Source organism: Leeuwenhoekiella polynyae (assembly GCF_004104075.1).
GTDB lineage: Bacteria > Bacteroidota > Bacteroidia > Flavobacteriales > Flavobacteriaceae > Leeuwenhoekiella > Leeuwenhoekiella polynyae.
This window is the reverse complement of the sequence record NZ_QOVK01000001.1, coordinates 72649-90216: the sequence shown is the minus strand read 5'-3', so window position 1 is coordinate 90216 and position 17568 is coordinate 72649. Positions and strand designations below refer to the sequence as shown.

Here is a 17568-nt window from a genome sequence, read left to right as displayed (position 1 = left end):
TACAGGCTGCACTGTAAATTCAATAGTATACAGACCAAAAGCCTGTTCTATCAAAGGGCCGCTAGTAAATAATCAGGTGTAAAATTGCTTAAATCCTTAAACGAAAATGTACTGTACACCCCCAGACCTCAACCAAAGATTGTATGGTTTCAAGCAAAGCCGGAAGTCAAAAAAAGACGTAACAGTACTTAGGAAACCACCGGAGGCGGCTTATTGAATAAATAGGAAAACTTTAAAAGCTTGAGCGTAGGTTCATTATAAACATTGTTAACTTCAACAGCCTGCAAGGCTTCAAAATGAATGTAATTATGCGTTAAAGCTTCTGGTGTAGTGGTCAGTGGAGTTCCCTGATCGCTGGCAACTACCATATGGCAGTACTTACAATCAACTACTTCCTGCTGATCTTCAAAAACGTGAACAAAGGTATGCACATTTAAAATCCGCAGGAGGGCAAATGCCGCCAAAAAGAAAATCGGGATAATATGTGCGTTACGCTTTTTGAACATTGCGGCAAATATACCCTTAGTTTAGTACAGACAAAAGACTTTTTAAACCGAAAGTGCTGGTTTAGGTTTAAAAAAATATAAACTACTTGAAAGGTGCAGTTTACATAGTTGTTTATGGGTGTCTAAAATTTTAAGTATAGAAATTCTTATTAAATCATCACAGAAATAGGGCATATTTCCTTTGAACACCTTAAAAAGTCTATCCGGTATACCGCTTTTTTAAAAATCCTTGAGAAGTCCTATAAAGAACTGAACAATAAACATTTGGCTTTACCGCCCGACTCCACTATTAAATAATTTAAAACTTATTAAGTTTGAATATCGTGTGCGTCAAAAATCTACTCAATCATAGATACAATTTTATAAAACTATCAAGAAAGTACATTTCAACAGTTACTCTAATATCTTAAGGTCAAATCTAATTCACTAATCCATTTGAACATAATTCAATTCAAAAGCCTGGTTATTCCTAATCGTAAATTTTCCACACCAGCCCAATCGTGTTTTTCTAAACAGAATACAACACGGAATAAAAAAAGTAGCTAGAACCAAGAAAAACATAAGTAGCGGAATTAATAATACAATGGTATTTCTTGTAATATTCAAATATGCTCCTGTTCGCTCTTCTTCACCTATCTTCTCCTCTTGTTCGCTCTCAACTTCAGCATCAAAGCTTCCCTTTTTTTCAGAAATAAACTCTTTATAATCTTTAAATGCTAAATACTTCAAAAGTCCCTTTACTACTTCGACCTGAGCTATATTGATATCTCCTGCCGTATTTTTTAGAGCCAGATTGTAATAGTTCCGCAAACTCTTTTCTCCTATTTGTACTCCAGATTGCTCATACAATGCTACCGAAATCTCTAAAGCACGAGCGCTCTTAGAAGGTTTCTTATTTCCTTTAAGCTCCTCTTCTTTTTCTGCACGTTCAAAAGCGTTTACAATAAGTTTTCTATGACTCATTTTTCAGTTTGAATTCCCTATTAAAATCACTAGAAACTTTCAGGATTTTCCTTTTCCAAAATATTTCCAGAAGCTTTCCTGTCTTCTTCCCACACCTGTGTCAAAATCCCTGTTCATTTGCTGCATAAATCAATCAAACTCCTTGTGCATAGGGTATTAAAAGCTGTTTGATTTAAAAAAAGCTGTGTTAGTAGCTGTAGATCTAACGATTGAGAAGTAGTTAAACTGCTTCTACTACACCGTACTTCTCACCCAAAGAGAGACGTCTCTTTCTTTTTAATGACGGAAAACTTCCGTCTGTAATCCTCATTTAAAAACAACAGACAGCCACAGGTATGTCTGATTCTAAAAACATACAAAATGAAAAAAATACCTCTTATTAGCCTTACGGTTTTCCTTACTCTGAGTATTTATGCGTGTAATCCAGATATATTAGATGAAGAATTATCCTCGTCGCAAGCCTGTTGTGGTGAAGTACCACCTATGGTTCCGCCACCTCCACCCAAAGATAGCGTAGCAGAAAATAATTAATTTAATAGTATTTTTGAGGAATGAAAAACCCCCATCTTTCATTCCTCTTTTTAGTGTTTTCATTTATTCAGTTTCCGGCTATAGGACAACAGGCAATCAATAAAGACACTACAGTCGCCAACTATTACAAGGTTTTACTCAACCCCTCTAATCCATCGATCTATAACGAAGCGATACGCTATTATACAAACGCCTACCAGAAGAACCTCAAACAAAAAAATTATACTCAAGCACTTTATAACTTAGAACTTCTGGCAATCGGTAAATTTAATATTGGTGCTTATAATGATTCTGAAACTATATTGGTAGAGGCCTTAAAACTTACCAAAAAGGATACTGCACGATCAACAACTGCAACCCGTAAACGCATTTATTACCAGTTAAGCCTACTCTATAAAAACCTGAAAGCCTACGATAAAAGTTTGGCGTTGCAACGACGCAGTCTCGCTCACGCAGAAACCGGAACGGACAGCGCACAGATCATGATCACTATTTCAAATGTACTTAGAGAACAACAGGCGTATGCTCCTGCATCAGATACTTTAAAATATGCATTTAAAATGCTTAAAAATATTGAGTCAAATTATCTAAAAGCTTACATTCTAGACAACTTGGGATACACGGAATTACTAGCCAAAAACGATTCTAGCCTCGTGCATCTTCACGAATCCCTTGCATTACGAAAAAAACTAAACGACCCTCACGGACTTTTTTCTAACTACCGGCATTTAGCCTTATATCATAAGCAAGCTGATAATTTAGATAGTGCCAATACCTACGCCATGCAGGCATTAGAACTGTCTTACCAAATAGAAGATCCTGAATATGAGCACGAAGCTTTAGGAATTCTTGTAAATCTAAAAAGCGATACGCTTGCACAGCGTTTTAAGTTTTTAAGCGATAGCATCAACACGGTTAAACAAGCCAACCGGAATACGTATGCAGCGATGGAGTATGATGTGGAGCAAGAACAGCAAAAAACACAGCAGGCAATGCTGGAAAATGAACGTCAAAAACGGATAAATACCTTATATCTTTCCGGAATTGTTTTGCTACTCGTGATGGGTACAGGTGGGCTTGTATGGATGCAGCAACGTAAAAAAACACGCTTGCTCAAAACGATCAGGCAGACCGAAGCTTCCATTTCAAAAAAAGTACACGACGGTCTTGCTAATGATACCTTTCAGGTACTTTCTGAATTGCAGAACCTCAATAGCGTACCCGAGCATATTTTAGACCGGTTAGATAAAATTTATATTGAAACCCGAAACATCTCTAAAGACCATAGTCCGCTGATCGAAGGTGCTAATTTTAAAGATCAACTAACGAGCCGTTTAAATTCGTATAAGACAGAAGAGCTGTCTATCATTACCCGAAATTTAGATCAGATAAATTGGACGGTGTTTAGTCAGCTAAAAAAAGACACCATCTATATGGTGCTTGGCGAACTGCTTACAAATGCAAAAAAACACAGCGAAGCCAGCTTGATCTTGCTTTCTTTTGAAAGTAAAAACAAACATTTACATATAAATTACAGTGATAACGGCATTGGAGGACCAGTAATTAAAGGAAATGGTATGGAGAATATGGAATTCCGTATTCGGGCAATAAAAGGAACTATTAATTTTGAATCAGAATCTAATAAAGGGTTTAAAGTTCAAATAGTATTATGATGTTTAGAAAAGTTTTAATCGCTGAAGATTTGGGTTGGAATACCCGCAATATTGAAGAAGAAGTTAAACGATTAGGGGCTCAGGAAGTTGTTGTCACAGAGTATTGTGATGATGCCTATATCAAGTTTTTAAGAGCTTTGAACGATGAAGACCCTTTTGATCTTTTGATCTCAGATCTTTCGTTTAAAGAAGACCACCGCACCCAAAAATTAAAAAGTGGGGATGAACTCATCTCTGCTGTGCGCAAATACCAGAAAAATCTCAACATCATCGTTTTTTCTATGGAAGAGCGCCTGCAGCGCATCCGTTTTTTATTTGAAGAACTCAAGATCAATGCATACGTTTTTAAAAGCCGGCAAAGCATTAACCATTTATCTGCTGCACTAGATGCTATAACTAACAACAAACCTTACATCTCACATCAGGTCGCTAAAGCTCTAGAAAAAAGACACAGCCTTGACATTGAGGATTATGATTTTATTCTTCTTAAGAAGCTGTCTTCCGGCTTGTCAAACAAAGAAGTAAGCGATTATTTTAAGGAACATGATATTTCCCCAAACGGAATCAGCTCTATAGAAAAGCGCATCAACCGCTTACGCATTCAGTTTAAAGCAAATAATGCCGTTCACCTCATCTCCAATGCTAAAGACCTGGGTCTTATATAGTTTTCAGTTAAAAAAATTCTGAATTGAAAAAGAGAAACGATTATCAGTTCAAGATGTTATTCTGAGCTTTTATTAGGGCTTTCAGTTATAGCTCGCTTAAAGGTTAGAAAAACACCTCTCGCGATCGCCTTCATCCAAGTCCTTCTACCCGATTACAATGCCTGAACAGTGTAGGTTGATCCTTGAGTACATCCCTTTAAATCATCTTTTTAAGGGATGTTTTTATTTAGAACTCATAATAGCTCAAGCACTCCTGATAGCTTTCGGGAAGAGCGATCACCTGTAATGTATTCAACGCTTACCTGTTTTAGCTAAACTTAATTTAAACGTTATCTATATAATCTCAAGGTTATATTTCTTAGTAAAAGCTTTTACTTCTTAAGTTTTAGATAATCTTCCCATAAACTAGTTCTATACAAGAAACAGTTCATTTGCACCACAATTCTGTTTAACCTCTAAAACTAAGCCTATACGACTGATTTTTTTGAATTAGCCCAAAACTTAAAGCCCGTTTCTGTTGCAGCAGAAACGGGGTCTTTAAATAAAACTACAGTACAAATCCATAGTTTAATTCTGATGATTAACAAAATACTCAATTATTTTACATTACAAGTGCGTGTGCCTAAAATTCTGGTTGCATTCGCCATTTTAGTATTCTCTTACAGCTTACAGGCTACTACATTACGAGCCGACGATGTTACACAACAAACACTAACCGGAACCATTTTAGACCATACCGGAATGCCCCTACCCGGAGCTTCTGTTATGCAGGTAAACACCACTAACGGTGCCTCTACAAATTTTGACGGGAACTTTGAGTTAACCGTTTCTGAACTTCCGGTTGAACTTAAAATCTCTTATGTAGGTTTTAAAACTCAAACACTAACTATTGAATCTTTGGATGCCATCACTATACAACTTCAACAAGACGATAATGCGCTTGATGAAGTGGTTATTACCGGATATGGTGAGCAATCTAGACGAAATGTAACAGGCTCTATTGCTTCTATAAATCCTGAAGAAATTACTGCCATACCTACTGCTGACGTAACAGAAATGCTTGAAGGACGACTTCCGGGTGTACAAATCATGAGCGATAACAGTCCGGGTGGAGGGACCTCTATCCGCGTGCGCGGTTTTGGTACGATCAACAACAATGATCCTCTAGTTGTTATTGACGGAGTACCGGTTTCAAACGGCCTGAACGGAATAAACCCTTCAGATATTGAAACCATTCAGGTGCTTAAAGACGCTGCATCTTCTTCTATATACGGTTCGCGTGCTGCAAATGGTGTGGTTGTAGTGACTACTAAAAAAGGAAGCAAAAACGGAAGTTACGCTATCAGCCTGGATGCCTATTACGGGGTGCAGTCTTCTTTCAACCTTCCGAGAATGCTAAATGCTCAACAATATGGTGATGCATTATGGCAGGCTTTTAAAAATGACGGCCAAACACCAGCTAGTGATGTGTATGGCAACGATCCTGACAATCCGGTAATTCCACAATGGCTTGATGCAGATCAGACCATACCAAGCGGTAACGTAGATTGGATAGATGCGATTATGCAAGCGGCACCGGTACAGTCTTACAACATCTCAATGTCTAAAGGTGATGAAAAAGCACAACACGCTTTTTCTATAGGGTATTTTAACCAGAAAGGTATCATTAAAGATACTGGTTTTGAACGGGTTTCAGCGCGATTCAACTCAAGCTACAAGATTATGGACATTGTAACTGTGGGTGAAAACTTTACCGCTTCCTATAAAGAACGTGTTTCAGTAGGTACTAACAGCTCCTTAGGTTCTATTGTTTACAATGCGCTACAATTTCCTTCTATCGTTCCTATCAAAGATATCAATGGTAATTATGGTGGTAATCCTATCAATGATATTTCTAATCCCTTAGGAAGCCTTAACCGCTCTAAAGACAATAAGCAAAAAAGCATTCAGGCTTTAGGTAATGTTTTTGCTGAAATTGCTATCAGTGATTTTACAGCGCGTACTTCTTTAGGTATAGATTATCAAGCGAATAACAGACGCAGCTTCTCTCCGCTGTATAACGAGATTTTATCTCAAAATCTTGTGAATTCTTTGAGCACCAGCAACAGTTTCAATTACCAGATGACCTGGACTAACACGCTTAACTATTCAAAGAAAATAGATTTGAACAATCTGGAAGTTTTAGTAGGTCAGGAGGCTATTAAATATTATTACGAGGGCTTTGATGCCTCACGTCAAAACTTCTTATATGAAGATCCTAACTTCCGTTATTTGAGTTTTGGAACAGAAAATCAGCTAAATTCAGGGTCTGCTAATGAGTGGGCGCTTAACTCCTATTTTGGTCAGGTTAAATACGACTATGATCAGAAGTATTTATTCACTGCTACGGTACGTCGTGATGGGACTTCTAAGCTTGCTAACAACAATTGGGGTACCTTTCCTGCATTTTCTGCAGGATGGCGTTTAGACCGTGAAGATTTCTTTGACCTGGGAGATGCGTTCTCGTCCTTCTTAATTCGCGGAAGCTGGGGGCAAACCGGTAACCAGCAAGTACCTTCTTACTCTACAGTAGATAGCTACAGAAACAACAATGCAAATTCTGATTATGGAATTGGTGGAGGTCAGAACAATGTGAATACCGGTCTTACTCAGACTCGTGTTCCTAATGCTGATCTGGAATGGGAAACTTCAACGCAAACCACATTTGGGGTTGACCTTGGGTTTTTCAATAATAAGCTGCAATTAACTGCTGAATATTTCAATAAAAAAACCGAAGACATTCTGGTTTACAACATCATTCCGTTGACTTACGGCGGTACTAATGACGGTCAATGGATTAATGATGGGGAGATGAAAAACCACGGTTTTGAATTAGATCTTTCATACGCTGATAAACACGGAGACTTTGGGTACAATGTTGCGTTAAACGCAACAGCTTATAAAAACGAGCTTACCCAATTGAACAGCGTTCCTTATCTGGGAATACCAAGCTCTACTTTACACAGTGTAAACTTTGATCAGGAAGTATCCAGAAGTGCCGTAGGTCATGCTATCGGTTCATTTGACGGGCACGTTGCTTCTGGAATTTTTCAAAGCGAACAGGAAGTTTTAGATTACGGTCTTCAGCCTAATGCACAACCGGGAGATCTACGCTTTGAAGATGTTAACGGCGATGGGGTTATTGACAGTGACGATCGTACTTTTATAGGTTCTCCGCATCCAGATGTACTGCTAGGACTCAATTTAAACTTCACGTATAAGAACTTTGATCTGGGGATGTTCTTTAATGGAAGCTTTGGTAACGATCTATACAATCTAACCAAATACAAAACACAGTTCTTCAATCAGGCGGCTTACAACAAAGACAGTGCTGTTTTAAATGCATGGACCCCGGAAAATACGGGATCTTCTATTCCCAGATTATCGCTTGATGATCCTAATAACAACATCAGACCTTCATCGTATTATGTAGAGGACGGGTCTTACTTCAAACTGCAAAATATGCAGATCGGCTACACCTTTGAGCCAGAAGAGTTATTGGGTGTTAAACTAAGAGTATTTGGGCAAGCTACAAATTTGTTTACCCTTACTAATTATAGCGGTATGAATCCACAAATAGGTTTGCAGAACTATTCGTCAAGCAACCGGAATTTAGACATTGGTGTAGATCGTGGAATTTACCCTCCATCTCGCACATTCACTCTGGGAATCAACGCAACATTTTAAAAATGATCTTTATGAAACGTACTAAAACTATTCAATATATATTTATTCTGGCTTTTGCAGCTAACAGCTTGTCGTGTTCTAATGACTATCTGGATGAGACCACCTATGGGGAAGTAGCTCCGTCAGAAATGACAAAAGCTGAAAATGTAGAGCGTGCAATCATCGCTGCCTACAGTGTACTTAACGGTCAGTTTGACGGTGCAAGTAACGCCTACAACTCCCCGGCTTCTAACTGGAGTTTTGGAGATGTGGTATCTGACGACGCCTATAAAGGTGGCGGCGGTACTGGTGACAATAACAACATTCACCAGATGGAAATTTTCAATACCAATTCTAGTGTACTTGATGTAGAGCGCAAATGGATGGCACTCTACGAAGGAGTAAAACGCAGTAACGAAGCGATAAAATTACTCAATGCATCAGAAGATTTTGATTCAGAACTTAAGGTACAACGCCACGCAGAGCTGAACTTCTTACGCGGGCATTATTACTTTGAACTTAAAAAGATCTACAACCATATCCCCTATATTGATGAATCTGCACTGACTGTTGCTGATTATGCTAAATCCAATACAGAATTTACATCTGAAGAGCTATGGACTAAAATTGAAGAGAATTTTCAGACAGCTTATGAAGGCTTACCCGATACACAAACCGACTTGGGAAGACCTACCAAAGTTGCTGCTAAAGCGTATTTGACTAAGTGCTATTTATTTCAGCAAGAATGGCAAAAAGTTTATGATAACAGCACAGAAGTACTCAATAGTCAGTACGGACTTTTAGAGGATTTTCAGGAGGTGTTTTTGCCGGAAAATGATAACAGTAAAGAGGTGATCTTTGCGGTACAACATACGGTGAATGATGGCCAACCTGATAACTATAATGGAAGTATCGGAGATCGTTTAACGGCACCGGGCGGACCGTTCTACTCCCAGTATGGTTTTCACCGTCCTTCACAAAATTTGATCAATACCTTTAAAACAGATGCCAACGGTTTACCGGTTGACAATAACATCAACCTGACCGATGCAGATAATGTAGACCCTCGTTTAGATATTACAGTAGGACGTCCCGGTATTCCTTATAAGGATTTAGATATTCTTTATGACGCAAGCTGGGCACGTGATCTGGCTACATATGGTCCTCTGGCTCCTAAGAAGCGAATAGTTTCTGCCAACTCTCCAGCCTTTGTAAATACCTGGCCGTATGTGAACGCTTTAAATTATTACATCATACGCTATGCTGAAGTGCTCTTGTGGAGAGCTGAAGCTGCTGTTGAGTTAGATAAACTTGAAGAAGCAAGAGCTTTAGTGAATCAGATCAGAACACGTGCTGCCAATACCGAAACGGTAAAAACGCTAGACGGTTCGCACGATGCTGCAAATTATAGTGTAGCCACCTATGATACTAACTGGACCGACAAAGATGCAGCCCGTGAAGCGGTTCATCTGGAAACCCGTTTAGAATTGGCTATGGAAGGGCATCGGTTCTTCAATCTGGTACGCTGGGGACAAGCTGAAAAAGTAATCAATGCGTATCTTGAAGTTGAAAAAACACGCCGTACACATTTAACAAATGCTAATTTTATAGAAGGCACCCACGAGTATTGGCCTATCCCACAACGCTACATAGACAGTAGCCCGGAAGGTCTCATCACTCAGAATGCAGGCTACTAAGTTTTTTTGATCAAGAGGTTAAAGAAAAAGGAATCGATTTATGGATGGGTAACTACACTCCGGATCTCGATAGCTGATTTCTTTAACCTCTTTTTAATATTATAATTATGAGAACGTTTGTTGTTATACTGGTGATCATCTGTTTTACTACTGTACAGATGAAGGCTCAAAAAGGATACGATCCGAGTTTTAAAGCCTCTCGATCAGAAAATCTACTTCAGGATAAAAACTTTTACCTCTTTACCGCAATTCAGAATGAGAAAGCAGTAAAGCAACTCTTAATGACTAATTCGGTTCTCAAGGCATTCAAGGAGTCCCAGGATAAATTGCTGGCAGGATCTTTACAACAGCATAAAGAAAATCCCGCGTTGCTGGTAAAAACATACCTCCTTTCTCAAAAGGAAATTTCTCAAATTGGTGACGAACTGAAAAACTTGGTGCAGCGATCAGCCGTACTACAACACTTTATAAGAACCAACCTGAGACCTTCAGGGGCATATGAAGCTTATAAAGAGCTTTCTGATGCCGATTATCTGGAAGCAAGCTGGAACTTATGCGCGGCAGGCATCAATCATAACTTAACAGTATATGGGCTGGGTGAAGCACCACAATATGCTACCATAGACTCTATCTCTTATGATGTTTCTTCTTCCTATTACAAAGGAGCCTTATGGATGTGGAGCGACCGGTTTGTAAAACAGGAGAATGATAAACCGGCGTTGTTTTTTGAGAACAGTCTCAACTATGCGCTGGCCTTACTCTATATGAATCACCGGGACGAAGCAAGCCGTTATGAACCGCTCATCTTAAAAGAAAATGCAAAGGCTGCTGCTCACGTAAAGCACACCGACTTTGATGCATATCCGTATGCCAGTATTTTGGTATTGGGCAACGGCCCCGAAAACTACAGAGATAGACTTTCTGCAGTGGGAAAACTAAATTTACAACTGGGTGTTTTAAAATACCGTCAAAAGCAAGCTCCGTTCATTATAGTGTCTGGAGGACACGCACACCCGTTTCGTGCCGACTATGCAGAAGCTATTGAAATGAAAAAGGAGCTCATAAACTACTATAAAATTCCCGAAGAGCATATCATTATTGAACCCCACGCCCGGCATACAACCACAAACCTGAGAAATGCAGCCCGGCTTATGATTGCCTATGCGATGCCTTTGAAGCAAAAATCTCTTGTAATTGCGAATAATTTGCACAGTGCTTACACCGGAGACCAGCGGTTTATAGAGCGTTGTCAAGAAGAGCTGGGATATGCTCCTGCTCGAATTTTAAATCGTATAGATGCCACGACTCTGGAGTTCTTACCACAATTGGAAGCATTACAACAAAACCCGATGGAGCCCTTAGATCCTTAAATAAGATGTGGTTTAGTGCTCAACAAACCTCAAAACCCTTTTACTCCTTTTAAAATATCAGGGTCGAGTTCAATTCCTTCGTTGCCGTGTAAAACAGACATGTCTCCTGTAGATTCTAAGATCACAGCCTTTACCTCAGAAAGAATAAAATCCTTTTCTTTAGTTAGAAAACTTTTATCCCCCCTATCAAATTTTATACAAGCCGGCCGCAGCATTCAGTTTGCGTTTCAGATTGCGCCGAAGTATCTTTGGCTTTAACACCTCCAGGCTATCCCCAAAACCCAGTAACAGGCGTTCGAGTTCAAAATTGTGATGTACCTGCATACTAAAAAGGATGCTACCATCCGGATAGTGTTCTTCGAGTTGCTGCGAACTGTGGAAGGGTTTGGTTGCTACGTAAGGGGCGTTTTGGCGGTCTACTTTAAATACTACCTGTTGTGGACGTTGTTCTAAAACAGTGACCCCGATGGTATGCGCGTAATAGGTATCAGCATCAAAAGCGATCGGAATATATTCCGTCTGAAAATCATAATCAACCCCCAGAATACGATCCAGGGCAAACGTAAGCACCCGGTCACTTTCGGTCTTGCGACCTATTAAAAACCAGCGGTTATTGAATTCCTTCAGCAAATGCGGATGAAAGATAAATTCTGAAGGATACTGCGCTTTAAAAGACTGGTACATCACCTTCAACACGACCTCTTTTAAAATCGCCTGATAGAGTTCGTCAAGCCATTGCAAACCTTTTAAATCGGTATTCTTATCCAGGTGAATGATCGCCTGCTTGTGGTTCTTTTCGGTATAGATTTTATCTTCCAGTTTATTCAGGATTCCTTTAAACTCCGAAAAAAGGGAGAAATCCTGAAACTGCTTCAGCATATGCATGGTTTCCGATAGCACATTCATATCGTTTTCCGTAAGCGGAATATCGGTTATCGTATAGTTGGGATCGCTATACCGGTAATACTTGCGCTCATACACCTCAATAGGCGCATTATAGCCCAGCTTATCACTGCGCATCACCTGCAGATCAAGCTGCACCGTACGCTTGCTCACATTTACATCCCGCCCCTCAAACTCGTACAGGGCATCACTACAGGCTTCCATCAAATCATTCAGACTCCAGTTGCGATACGGATTTTGCAGGCATTTGTCGATGGTTTTGTATCGAATCAGGGCATTTTTGGTAAGGGCCATAAGCTAAATTTTAAAGAAAAATAGATTAATTATTTGACTACGCAAAAAGGTTGCGCAGTAGGGTGTGCATATTTGTAAGGTAGAATAACGAACCTTGTCTTTGGAATCACGGTTCAGGTAGCGCCCCGCCAAACGAGGAGTTGGTGGGGCTTAACAAAGGCCTTAGAAAGGCCCCGGAGCAAATAAGTCCGGGCAATGATATAAAATTACAATTATGGAAACTACTAACCACATTACCGGTCACGATCTAAAAGCCATGGGATACCCTCCCGGAAAATGGTACCGTCGTGCCCTCGAGCACATCAACAGCGAGCAGCTTTCAAAAGTTGAAATGGAAGCCTACCTGGAGCAATTTAAGCTCCCTGAACCTACGAAACTATTCGATCAGCCGGTTGCCTACAGTTTTAACCTGGCTGCCGAAAACGACCTGGAGCTCGACAATGTGGCTAAAGTCAAAGCAACGATGGATGCCGTGATGCGTACGCCCACTGTTCTTGGTGGAGCCGTGATGCCCGATGCCTGCCCTGCCGGTCCCGAAGGGACCATTCCCGTAGGGGGTGTGGTGGCTACACACAATACCATTCATCCTGGAATGCACAGTGCAGACATCTGCTGCTCGGTGATGTTGACCGACTTTGGCAGTGCAGATCCTAAAGCTGTACTTGACGCGGCGCACGCCAGCACCCACTTTGGACCCGGAGGCAGACCCCGCGGAAAGCAGTTTCAACTGCCCGATGACCTGCTCGAAGCCTTTAAAAGCAACGAGTTTCTGTTTGACGAAAAGTCCATCTCTGTAGCCCGCGAACACCTGGGTACCCAGGGCGACGGAAATCACTTTTTGTTTGTAGGTACTTCGGCTGCAACCGGTAACACCATGATGATCACCCATCACGGTTCCCGTGGTCCCGGAGCGCGTTTATACACCAAAGGTATGCACATCGCAGAACGCTTTAGACAATTGCTGTCTCCCGAAACGCTAAAGCAAAACGCCTGGATTCCTTTTGATACCGAAGAAGGCCAGGACTATTGGAATGCGCTGCAAACCATAAGAAAATGGACCAAACTAAACCATACGCTGATTCATGACGGCGTAGCTGAAAAATTAGGAATAACCGCCGAAAACCGATTTTGGAACGAGCATAACTTTGTCTTTAAAGACGGAGACACCTTTTACCACGCTAAAGGGGCTACTCCACTCGATAGCAAATTTATGCCTGATATCACGGGACCTCGTTTGATTCCCCTGAATATGGCCGAACCCGTACTGATTGTAGAAGGCGCAACGACGGAAACAAATTTGGGGTTTGCCCCGCACGGAGCCGGGCGTAATATGAGTAGAAGTCAGCACAAACGCAACCTGGCCGAGCAGGCCGATGAAACGATCTTTAAAACAGAAACCGCCGGACTCGACATTCGGTTTTTCTCCAAAGAGATCGATATTTCTGAACTGCCCAGCGCTTATAAACCGGCTGCTACCGTTCGTGCCCAAATGCAGCAATACAACCTGGGTACCGTACTCGACGAGATATTACCCTACGGCTGCATTATGGCCGGCGACTGGCAAAAGAACGCGCCCTGGCGGAACAAAAGACGTAGACGCAGGGGTTAGAATTTGGAATACCAATCTGAATCTTAAAACGCCTTCTCAATTATAGAAAAAGGCGTTTTTTGTATTGCGTATCTGCTTAAGTTTTTAGTGAACCCGTAAGCCTATGCTGCAGGCCGACATAGACCTGTGTTTTTAGTTAATTCAATCTGTAGGTGATTGTGTTTTACAGGAAATAAGTATTTTAACAAAAATTTTAGTCTTTGAAAAAACAATTACTCCTGCTTTTCCTTTTATACTCTGTTTGTTCTTATTCGCAATGCTTTGACTGTGGACAAAGTTTAGGTGGACATGTTGAAGATTATGCTGTGGATATAGATAAAGCATCAGATGGTATAATTTTAACATTTAATCCGGGACAGGGTTGGGGAAGATCAATTTACAAGTATGACTTTAATTGTAATCTCATCTGGGCTAATGATTTTAATCCTGATACCGGCTCAACAGATAACACGGGCTTTTTTAACACAACGGTTGACGAGAATGATAACATCTATTCAGTAATAGGAAATAATAGAGGAGGCGTTGTCATTGATGGATTTAGTATTGAAAAGGGAAACAGTTTAATAAAGTTAAACTCTAGTGGAAATATACTATGGGTTAGAAAAATAAGTGATGAAAGATATCTTCCTCGGAAAGTGCATGTATGGAATAATAATGTTTTTGTGATAGGTCAATTGGACGAGGCCATTAATACTAATATTGGTTTAACTGTCGCGACTGGCTCTAGAAGTCAGTACTTTATTGCTAAGTTTGATGCTTCTGGAAATCTAATAGATGCTCAGCAGTATGGAACTGAATCTGATGAAACATTCCACGACTCCCAAATTGATGAAAATGGAAGCATTTATTTCACAGGTACTGTCACTCCACGTTCCTATTCTTCGAATATAAAAACATATTTGAATAAAATAGATTCAAACCTAAGTTTGATTTGGTCCAAAGAAATGTCCGACAATCAACCAGCTAGAGTTTTTAAACCAATGACCCTTTACTATAACAAGACTAATCAAAAGCTCTATGTTTGGAGTAAGTACTATGTTAGCGCTAGTTTTTATAGCAATAATGTAGCTGTTAGCAATGGTTGTGATACTGGAAGTGTCCTAATGGAAATATCTAAAAACTCTGGTGAATTAGAGGATTATAAAGTTATTGACAATTGTGGTTTTTTACAATCGGTAGGGAATGGCATTGGTAATGTAGAACAAAGAAGCTTTATAACACATGAAGATTCTAACCTATATGTTTTATCAAGTTTCAGAGGGGAAATAACTATTGGTAGTGAAACTTTGACTACTACCCGTGACATTCACGGTGACCACAATTCTGATTTGATATTATACGAAATCGATTTGACTAATTTTAGCGAGAAACTCATATTAAGATCAACAGGAGAAAACTATTACCCATCTTTAGTCTACCGGGATCTTGCGGGCCCCATAATTGCTGTAAATAACAGCATACATATAACTTCCTCTTTTATGAGTTACCCTATAACAATTAATGGTCTTAGTATAGAAAATAATAGTGGAAACAATTCTAGGGATGTTCTTTATTATAAACACAATCTAGATCAAACTAACCCCGATGCACTTATTACTTTTGAGGAAACTTGTACATCTCAGGAGACCCGGTTTTCTATTGGAGGTAATTTTGATTCCGTGTCGTGGAATTTTGATGATCCTTTATCTGGCACGGATAATACATCTTCTTTAATCGAACCTACGCATACATTTACGGGCGCTGGAATCTATAATGTTTCTGCCCTGGTAACTTGTGGTACCGAACAGCAAACAATCACAGTAAAAGTGGTTTCATCTGAAAAACCAAGTATCAACCAACCCGCTAATATATATAGTTGTGAAGATAGTGTTGGAAGCTCTGTATCCAGCACTTTTGACACCTCTACCATTTCAAATGAGATTATTTCAAGTCAATCAGGCTTAATTATTAATTACTTTAGCTCATCAGGCACCGAATTACCCAGTCCCCTGCCCAACCCATTTACCAATACCACACCGGGCAAACAAACCATCATCGCACGGGTTTATAATGTCGATAATCCGGAGTGCTATGCTGAGACTTCTTTTGATTTGATCGTAAACGCCTTACCCCAAATCAACCCTGTAAACCCATTGGTGACCTGCGATGACGATACAGATGGTCAGGCGCTGTTTGATATCAGCACCTTAAAAAATGACCTTATTGGGAATCAGCCTAATCTGAAGCTCGAACTCTTCTACGAAAACGGCCAGCAGGTTGCGATGCCTTTACCGGCCACACTGGTCAACCAAAAACCCAATGCCGAAAACCTAACCGCGCGGGTAACCCATACGTTGACCGGATGCAGTACCGAGACCTTGGTACAACTCGTGGTAAATCCGCTTCCAATAGCCAATCCCCTGCCCGACCTCATCGGTTGCGATGATAACAACGACGGTATTTCCGAATACTTTGACACCTCCCAGATTGAAACCTTGGTCCTTAACGGCCAAACCGGAATGGCAGTTACCTATTATGATGCTGCAGGAAATACGTTGCCGAGCCCCTTACCCAACCCGTATACCAACTCCACAGCAAACACCGAAACGCTCACCGTACGGGTCACAAACACCCAGACGGGCTGCTATGAAGAGACTTCATTAAAGCTGATTACCTCCGCCCAACCGCAAATAAACCAACCCACCACCCGCTTTGCCTGCGATGCCGGTAATGGGTATTCAAGTTTTGACCTGAGTGATTTAGAACAGGAGCTTATAGGTACTCAAGCCGGCCTGACAATCACCTACACCGATGAAACCGGAACTGTACTACCCACTCCCCTTTCAGCTTCATTTCAAAATACAACCGCCTGGTCACAACGTATCAACATTCGCGTCGAAAATGCAACCAATGCTTTATGTTATAGCGAAACCTATATTGATCTCGAGGTTAACGCACTTCCTGAACTTCTTATTGAGGATACGTTTGTCATTTGCGATAACGAACCGGGGTTGGCCCTTTCCCGTACCGAGACCTTTGACCTCTGGGAATGGGAAGATCCTACAGGTACTATCATTTCCAATACTTCAGACGCGTATTTAAGTCTTGAAGGGAATTATGTGCTCACTATTGGCGAAATTCAAAATGGAATGATGTGTACTAATTCGTATGCTTTTGAACTGAAACGATCAGAACCGCCTGCCATTCAGAAAGTCGATTTTGCAGATTGGTCTGATAATAACTATATAGAAGTTCAAGCATCAGGAGGTGGGAATTTTGAATACAGCATTGATGGCATTCATTTTCAAGACAATCCGCTCTTTCAATTCATCTCTGGTGGTGTATATGAAGCTACAGTAAGAGATAAAGCAGGATGTGGTATAGATTTTAAAACGGTGGTTTTAATTGATTATAAAAAAGTATTTACTCCTAATGGTGATGGCTATAATGATTATTGGCAAATAGAAGGTATTGAAGCCTTTCCTGACGCTAGCATTCGTATTTATGATCGGTATGGTAAGGTACTCAAACAATTAACTCCACAAAGTGTAGGTTGGGATGGTACTTTTAATACTAAAACTATGCCTTCTAACGATTACTGGTTTGAAGTAGATCTCGGTAACGGTCGTTCTTACAAAAACCATTTTACGTTGAAAAGATAAGCGATTCTAAA

11 protein-coding genes are annotated in these 17568 nt (G+C 40.4%); 8 read left to right on the top strand and 3 right to left on the bottom strand.

Annotated features, from left to right (window positions below; genetic code table 11):
* Nucleotides 1-188: 188 nt before the first annotated feature.
* Together DSM02_RS00345 and DSM02_RS00340 are read right to left on the bottom strand one after the other, a co-directional pair.
* A complete protein-coding gene (locus tag DSM02_RS00345) occupies nt 189-506 on the bottom strand; it encodes a hypothetical protein (RefSeq protein ID WP_128763785.1) in 318 nt (105 codons plus the stop codon).
* A gap of 426 nt (nt 507-932) precedes the next feature.
* A complete protein-coding gene (locus tag DSM02_RS00340; RefSeq protein ID WP_128763784.1) occupies nt 933-1469 on the bottom strand; it encodes a hypothetical protein in 537 nt (178 codons plus the stop codon).
* A 360-nt stretch (nt 1470-1829) separates the two neighbouring features.
* Here DSM02_RS00340 and DSM02_RS20270 point away from each other — a divergent pair, with 360 nt between their 5' ends.
* The 6 genes from DSM02_RS20270 (at nt 1830) to DSM02_RS00315 (ending at nt 11110) form a co-directional block, all read left to right on the top strand.
* Nucleotides 1830-2000 carry a hypothetical protein gene (locus tag DSM02_RS20270; RefSeq protein WP_164918198.1) on the top strand — a complete coding sequence of 57 codons (171 nt, stop codon included), beginning with the start codon at nt 1830-1832 and terminating at the stop codon, nt 1998-2000.
* 20 nt (nt 2001-2020) lie between these two features.
* Nucleotides 2021-3673: a tetratricopeptide repeat-containing sensor histidine kinase gene (locus tag DSM02_RS00335; RefSeq protein WP_128763783.1), complete on the top strand. Its 1653-nt coding sequence runs from the start codon at nt 2021-2023 to the stop codon at nt 3671-3673.
* Entirely contained in the window at nt 3670-4338 is a 669-nt protein-coding gene (locus DSM02_RS00330; protein ID WP_236638889.1) for a helix-turn-helix domain-containing protein, read from the top strand. The genes DSM02_RS00335 and DSM02_RS00330 overlap by 4 nt, the downstream gene beginning before the upstream one ends.
* 576 nt (nt 4339-4914) lie before the next feature.
* A complete protein-coding gene (locus DSM02_RS00325; RefSeq protein WP_128763782.1) occupies nt 4915-8064 on the top strand; it encodes a SusC/RagA family TonB-linked outer membrane protein in 3150 nt (1049 codons plus the stop codon).
* An 11-nt stretch (nt 8065-8075) separates the two neighbouring features.
* Nucleotides 8076-9740 (top strand): RagB/SusD family nutrient uptake outer membrane protein, encoded by a 1665-nt coding sequence (locus DSM02_RS00320; RefSeq protein WP_128763781.1) that lies wholly within the window; start codon nt 8076-8078, stop codon nt 9738-9740.
* 107 nt (nt 9741-9847) lie between these two features.
* The gene (locus tag DSM02_RS00315; RefSeq protein ID WP_128763780.1) at nt 9848-11110 is read left to right on the top strand and encodes a YdcF family protein; all 1263 of its coding nucleotides are present in this window, start codon (nt 9848-9850) and stop codon (nt 11108-11110) included.
* A gap of 186 nt (nt 11111-11296) precedes the next feature.
* Here the strand turns inward: DSM02_RS00315 and DSM02_RS00305 are convergent, their stop codons facing one another.
* Nucleotides 11297-12307: a helix-turn-helix transcriptional regulator gene (locus tag DSM02_RS00305; RefSeq protein ID WP_128763779.1), complete on the bottom strand. Its 1011-nt coding sequence runs from the start codon at nt 12305-12307 to the stop codon at nt 11297-11299.
* A 214-nt stretch (nt 12308-12521) separates the two neighbouring features.
* On the opposite strand from DSM02_RS00305, the gene DSM02_RS00300 reads away from it, so the two are divergent.
* Together DSM02_RS00300 and DSM02_RS00295 are read left to right on the top strand one after the other, a co-directional pair.
* Complete coding sequence (locus DSM02_RS00300) at nt 12522-13916, top strand: RtcB family protein (protein ID WP_128763778.1); 1395 nt, start codon at nt 12522-12524, stop codon at nt 13914-13916.
* A gap of 200 nt (nt 13917-14116) precedes the next feature.
* Nucleotides 14117-17557 (top strand): T9SS type B sorting domain-containing protein, encoded by a 3441-nt coding sequence (locus DSM02_RS00295; RefSeq protein WP_128763777.1) that lies wholly within the window; start codon nt 14117-14119, stop codon nt 17555-17557.
* The last annotated feature ends 11 nt before the right edge of the window (nt 17558-17568 follow it).

Excerpts from the sequence above, each read along its gene's own strand:
- DSM02_RS00345 (WP_128763785.1), bottom strand. The coding sequence starts at position 506 with ATGTTCAAAAAGCGTAACGCACATATTATCCCGATTTTCTTTTTGGCG.
- DSM02_RS00340 (WP_128763784.1), bottom strand. The coding sequence starts at position 1,469 with ATGAGTCATAGAAAACTTATTGTAAACGCTTTTGAACGTGCAGAAAAA.
- DSM02_RS20270 (WP_164918198.1), top strand. The coding sequence starts at position 1,830 with ATGAAAAAAATACCTCTTATTAGCCTTACGGTTTTCCTTACTCTGAGT.
- DSM02_RS00335 (WP_128763783.1), top strand. The coding sequence starts at position 2,021 with ATGAAAAACCCCCATCTTTCATTCCTCTTTTTAGTGTTTTCATTTATT.
- DSM02_RS00330 (WP_236638889.1), top strand. The coding sequence starts at position 3,670 with ATGATGTTTAGAAAAGTTTTAATCGCTGAAGATTTGGGTTGGAATACC.
- DSM02_RS00325 (WP_128763782.1), top strand. The coding sequence starts at position 4,915 with ATGATTAACAAAATACTCAATTATTTTACATTACAAGTGCGTGTGCCT.
- DSM02_RS00320 (WP_128763781.1), top strand. The coding sequence starts at position 8,076 with ATGAAACGTACTAAAACTATTCAATATATATTTATTCTGGCTTTTGCA.
- DSM02_RS00315 (WP_128763780.1), top strand. The coding sequence starts at position 9,848 with ATGAGAACGTTTGTTGTTATACTGGTGATCATCTGTTTTACTACTGTA.
- DSM02_RS00305 (WP_128763779.1), bottom strand. The coding sequence starts at position 12,307 with ATGGCCCTTACCAAAAATGCCCTGATTCGATACAAAACCATCGACAAA.
- DSM02_RS00300 (WP_128763778.1), top strand. The coding sequence starts at position 12,522 with ATGGAAACTACTAACCACATTACCGGTCACGATCTAAAAGCCATGGGA.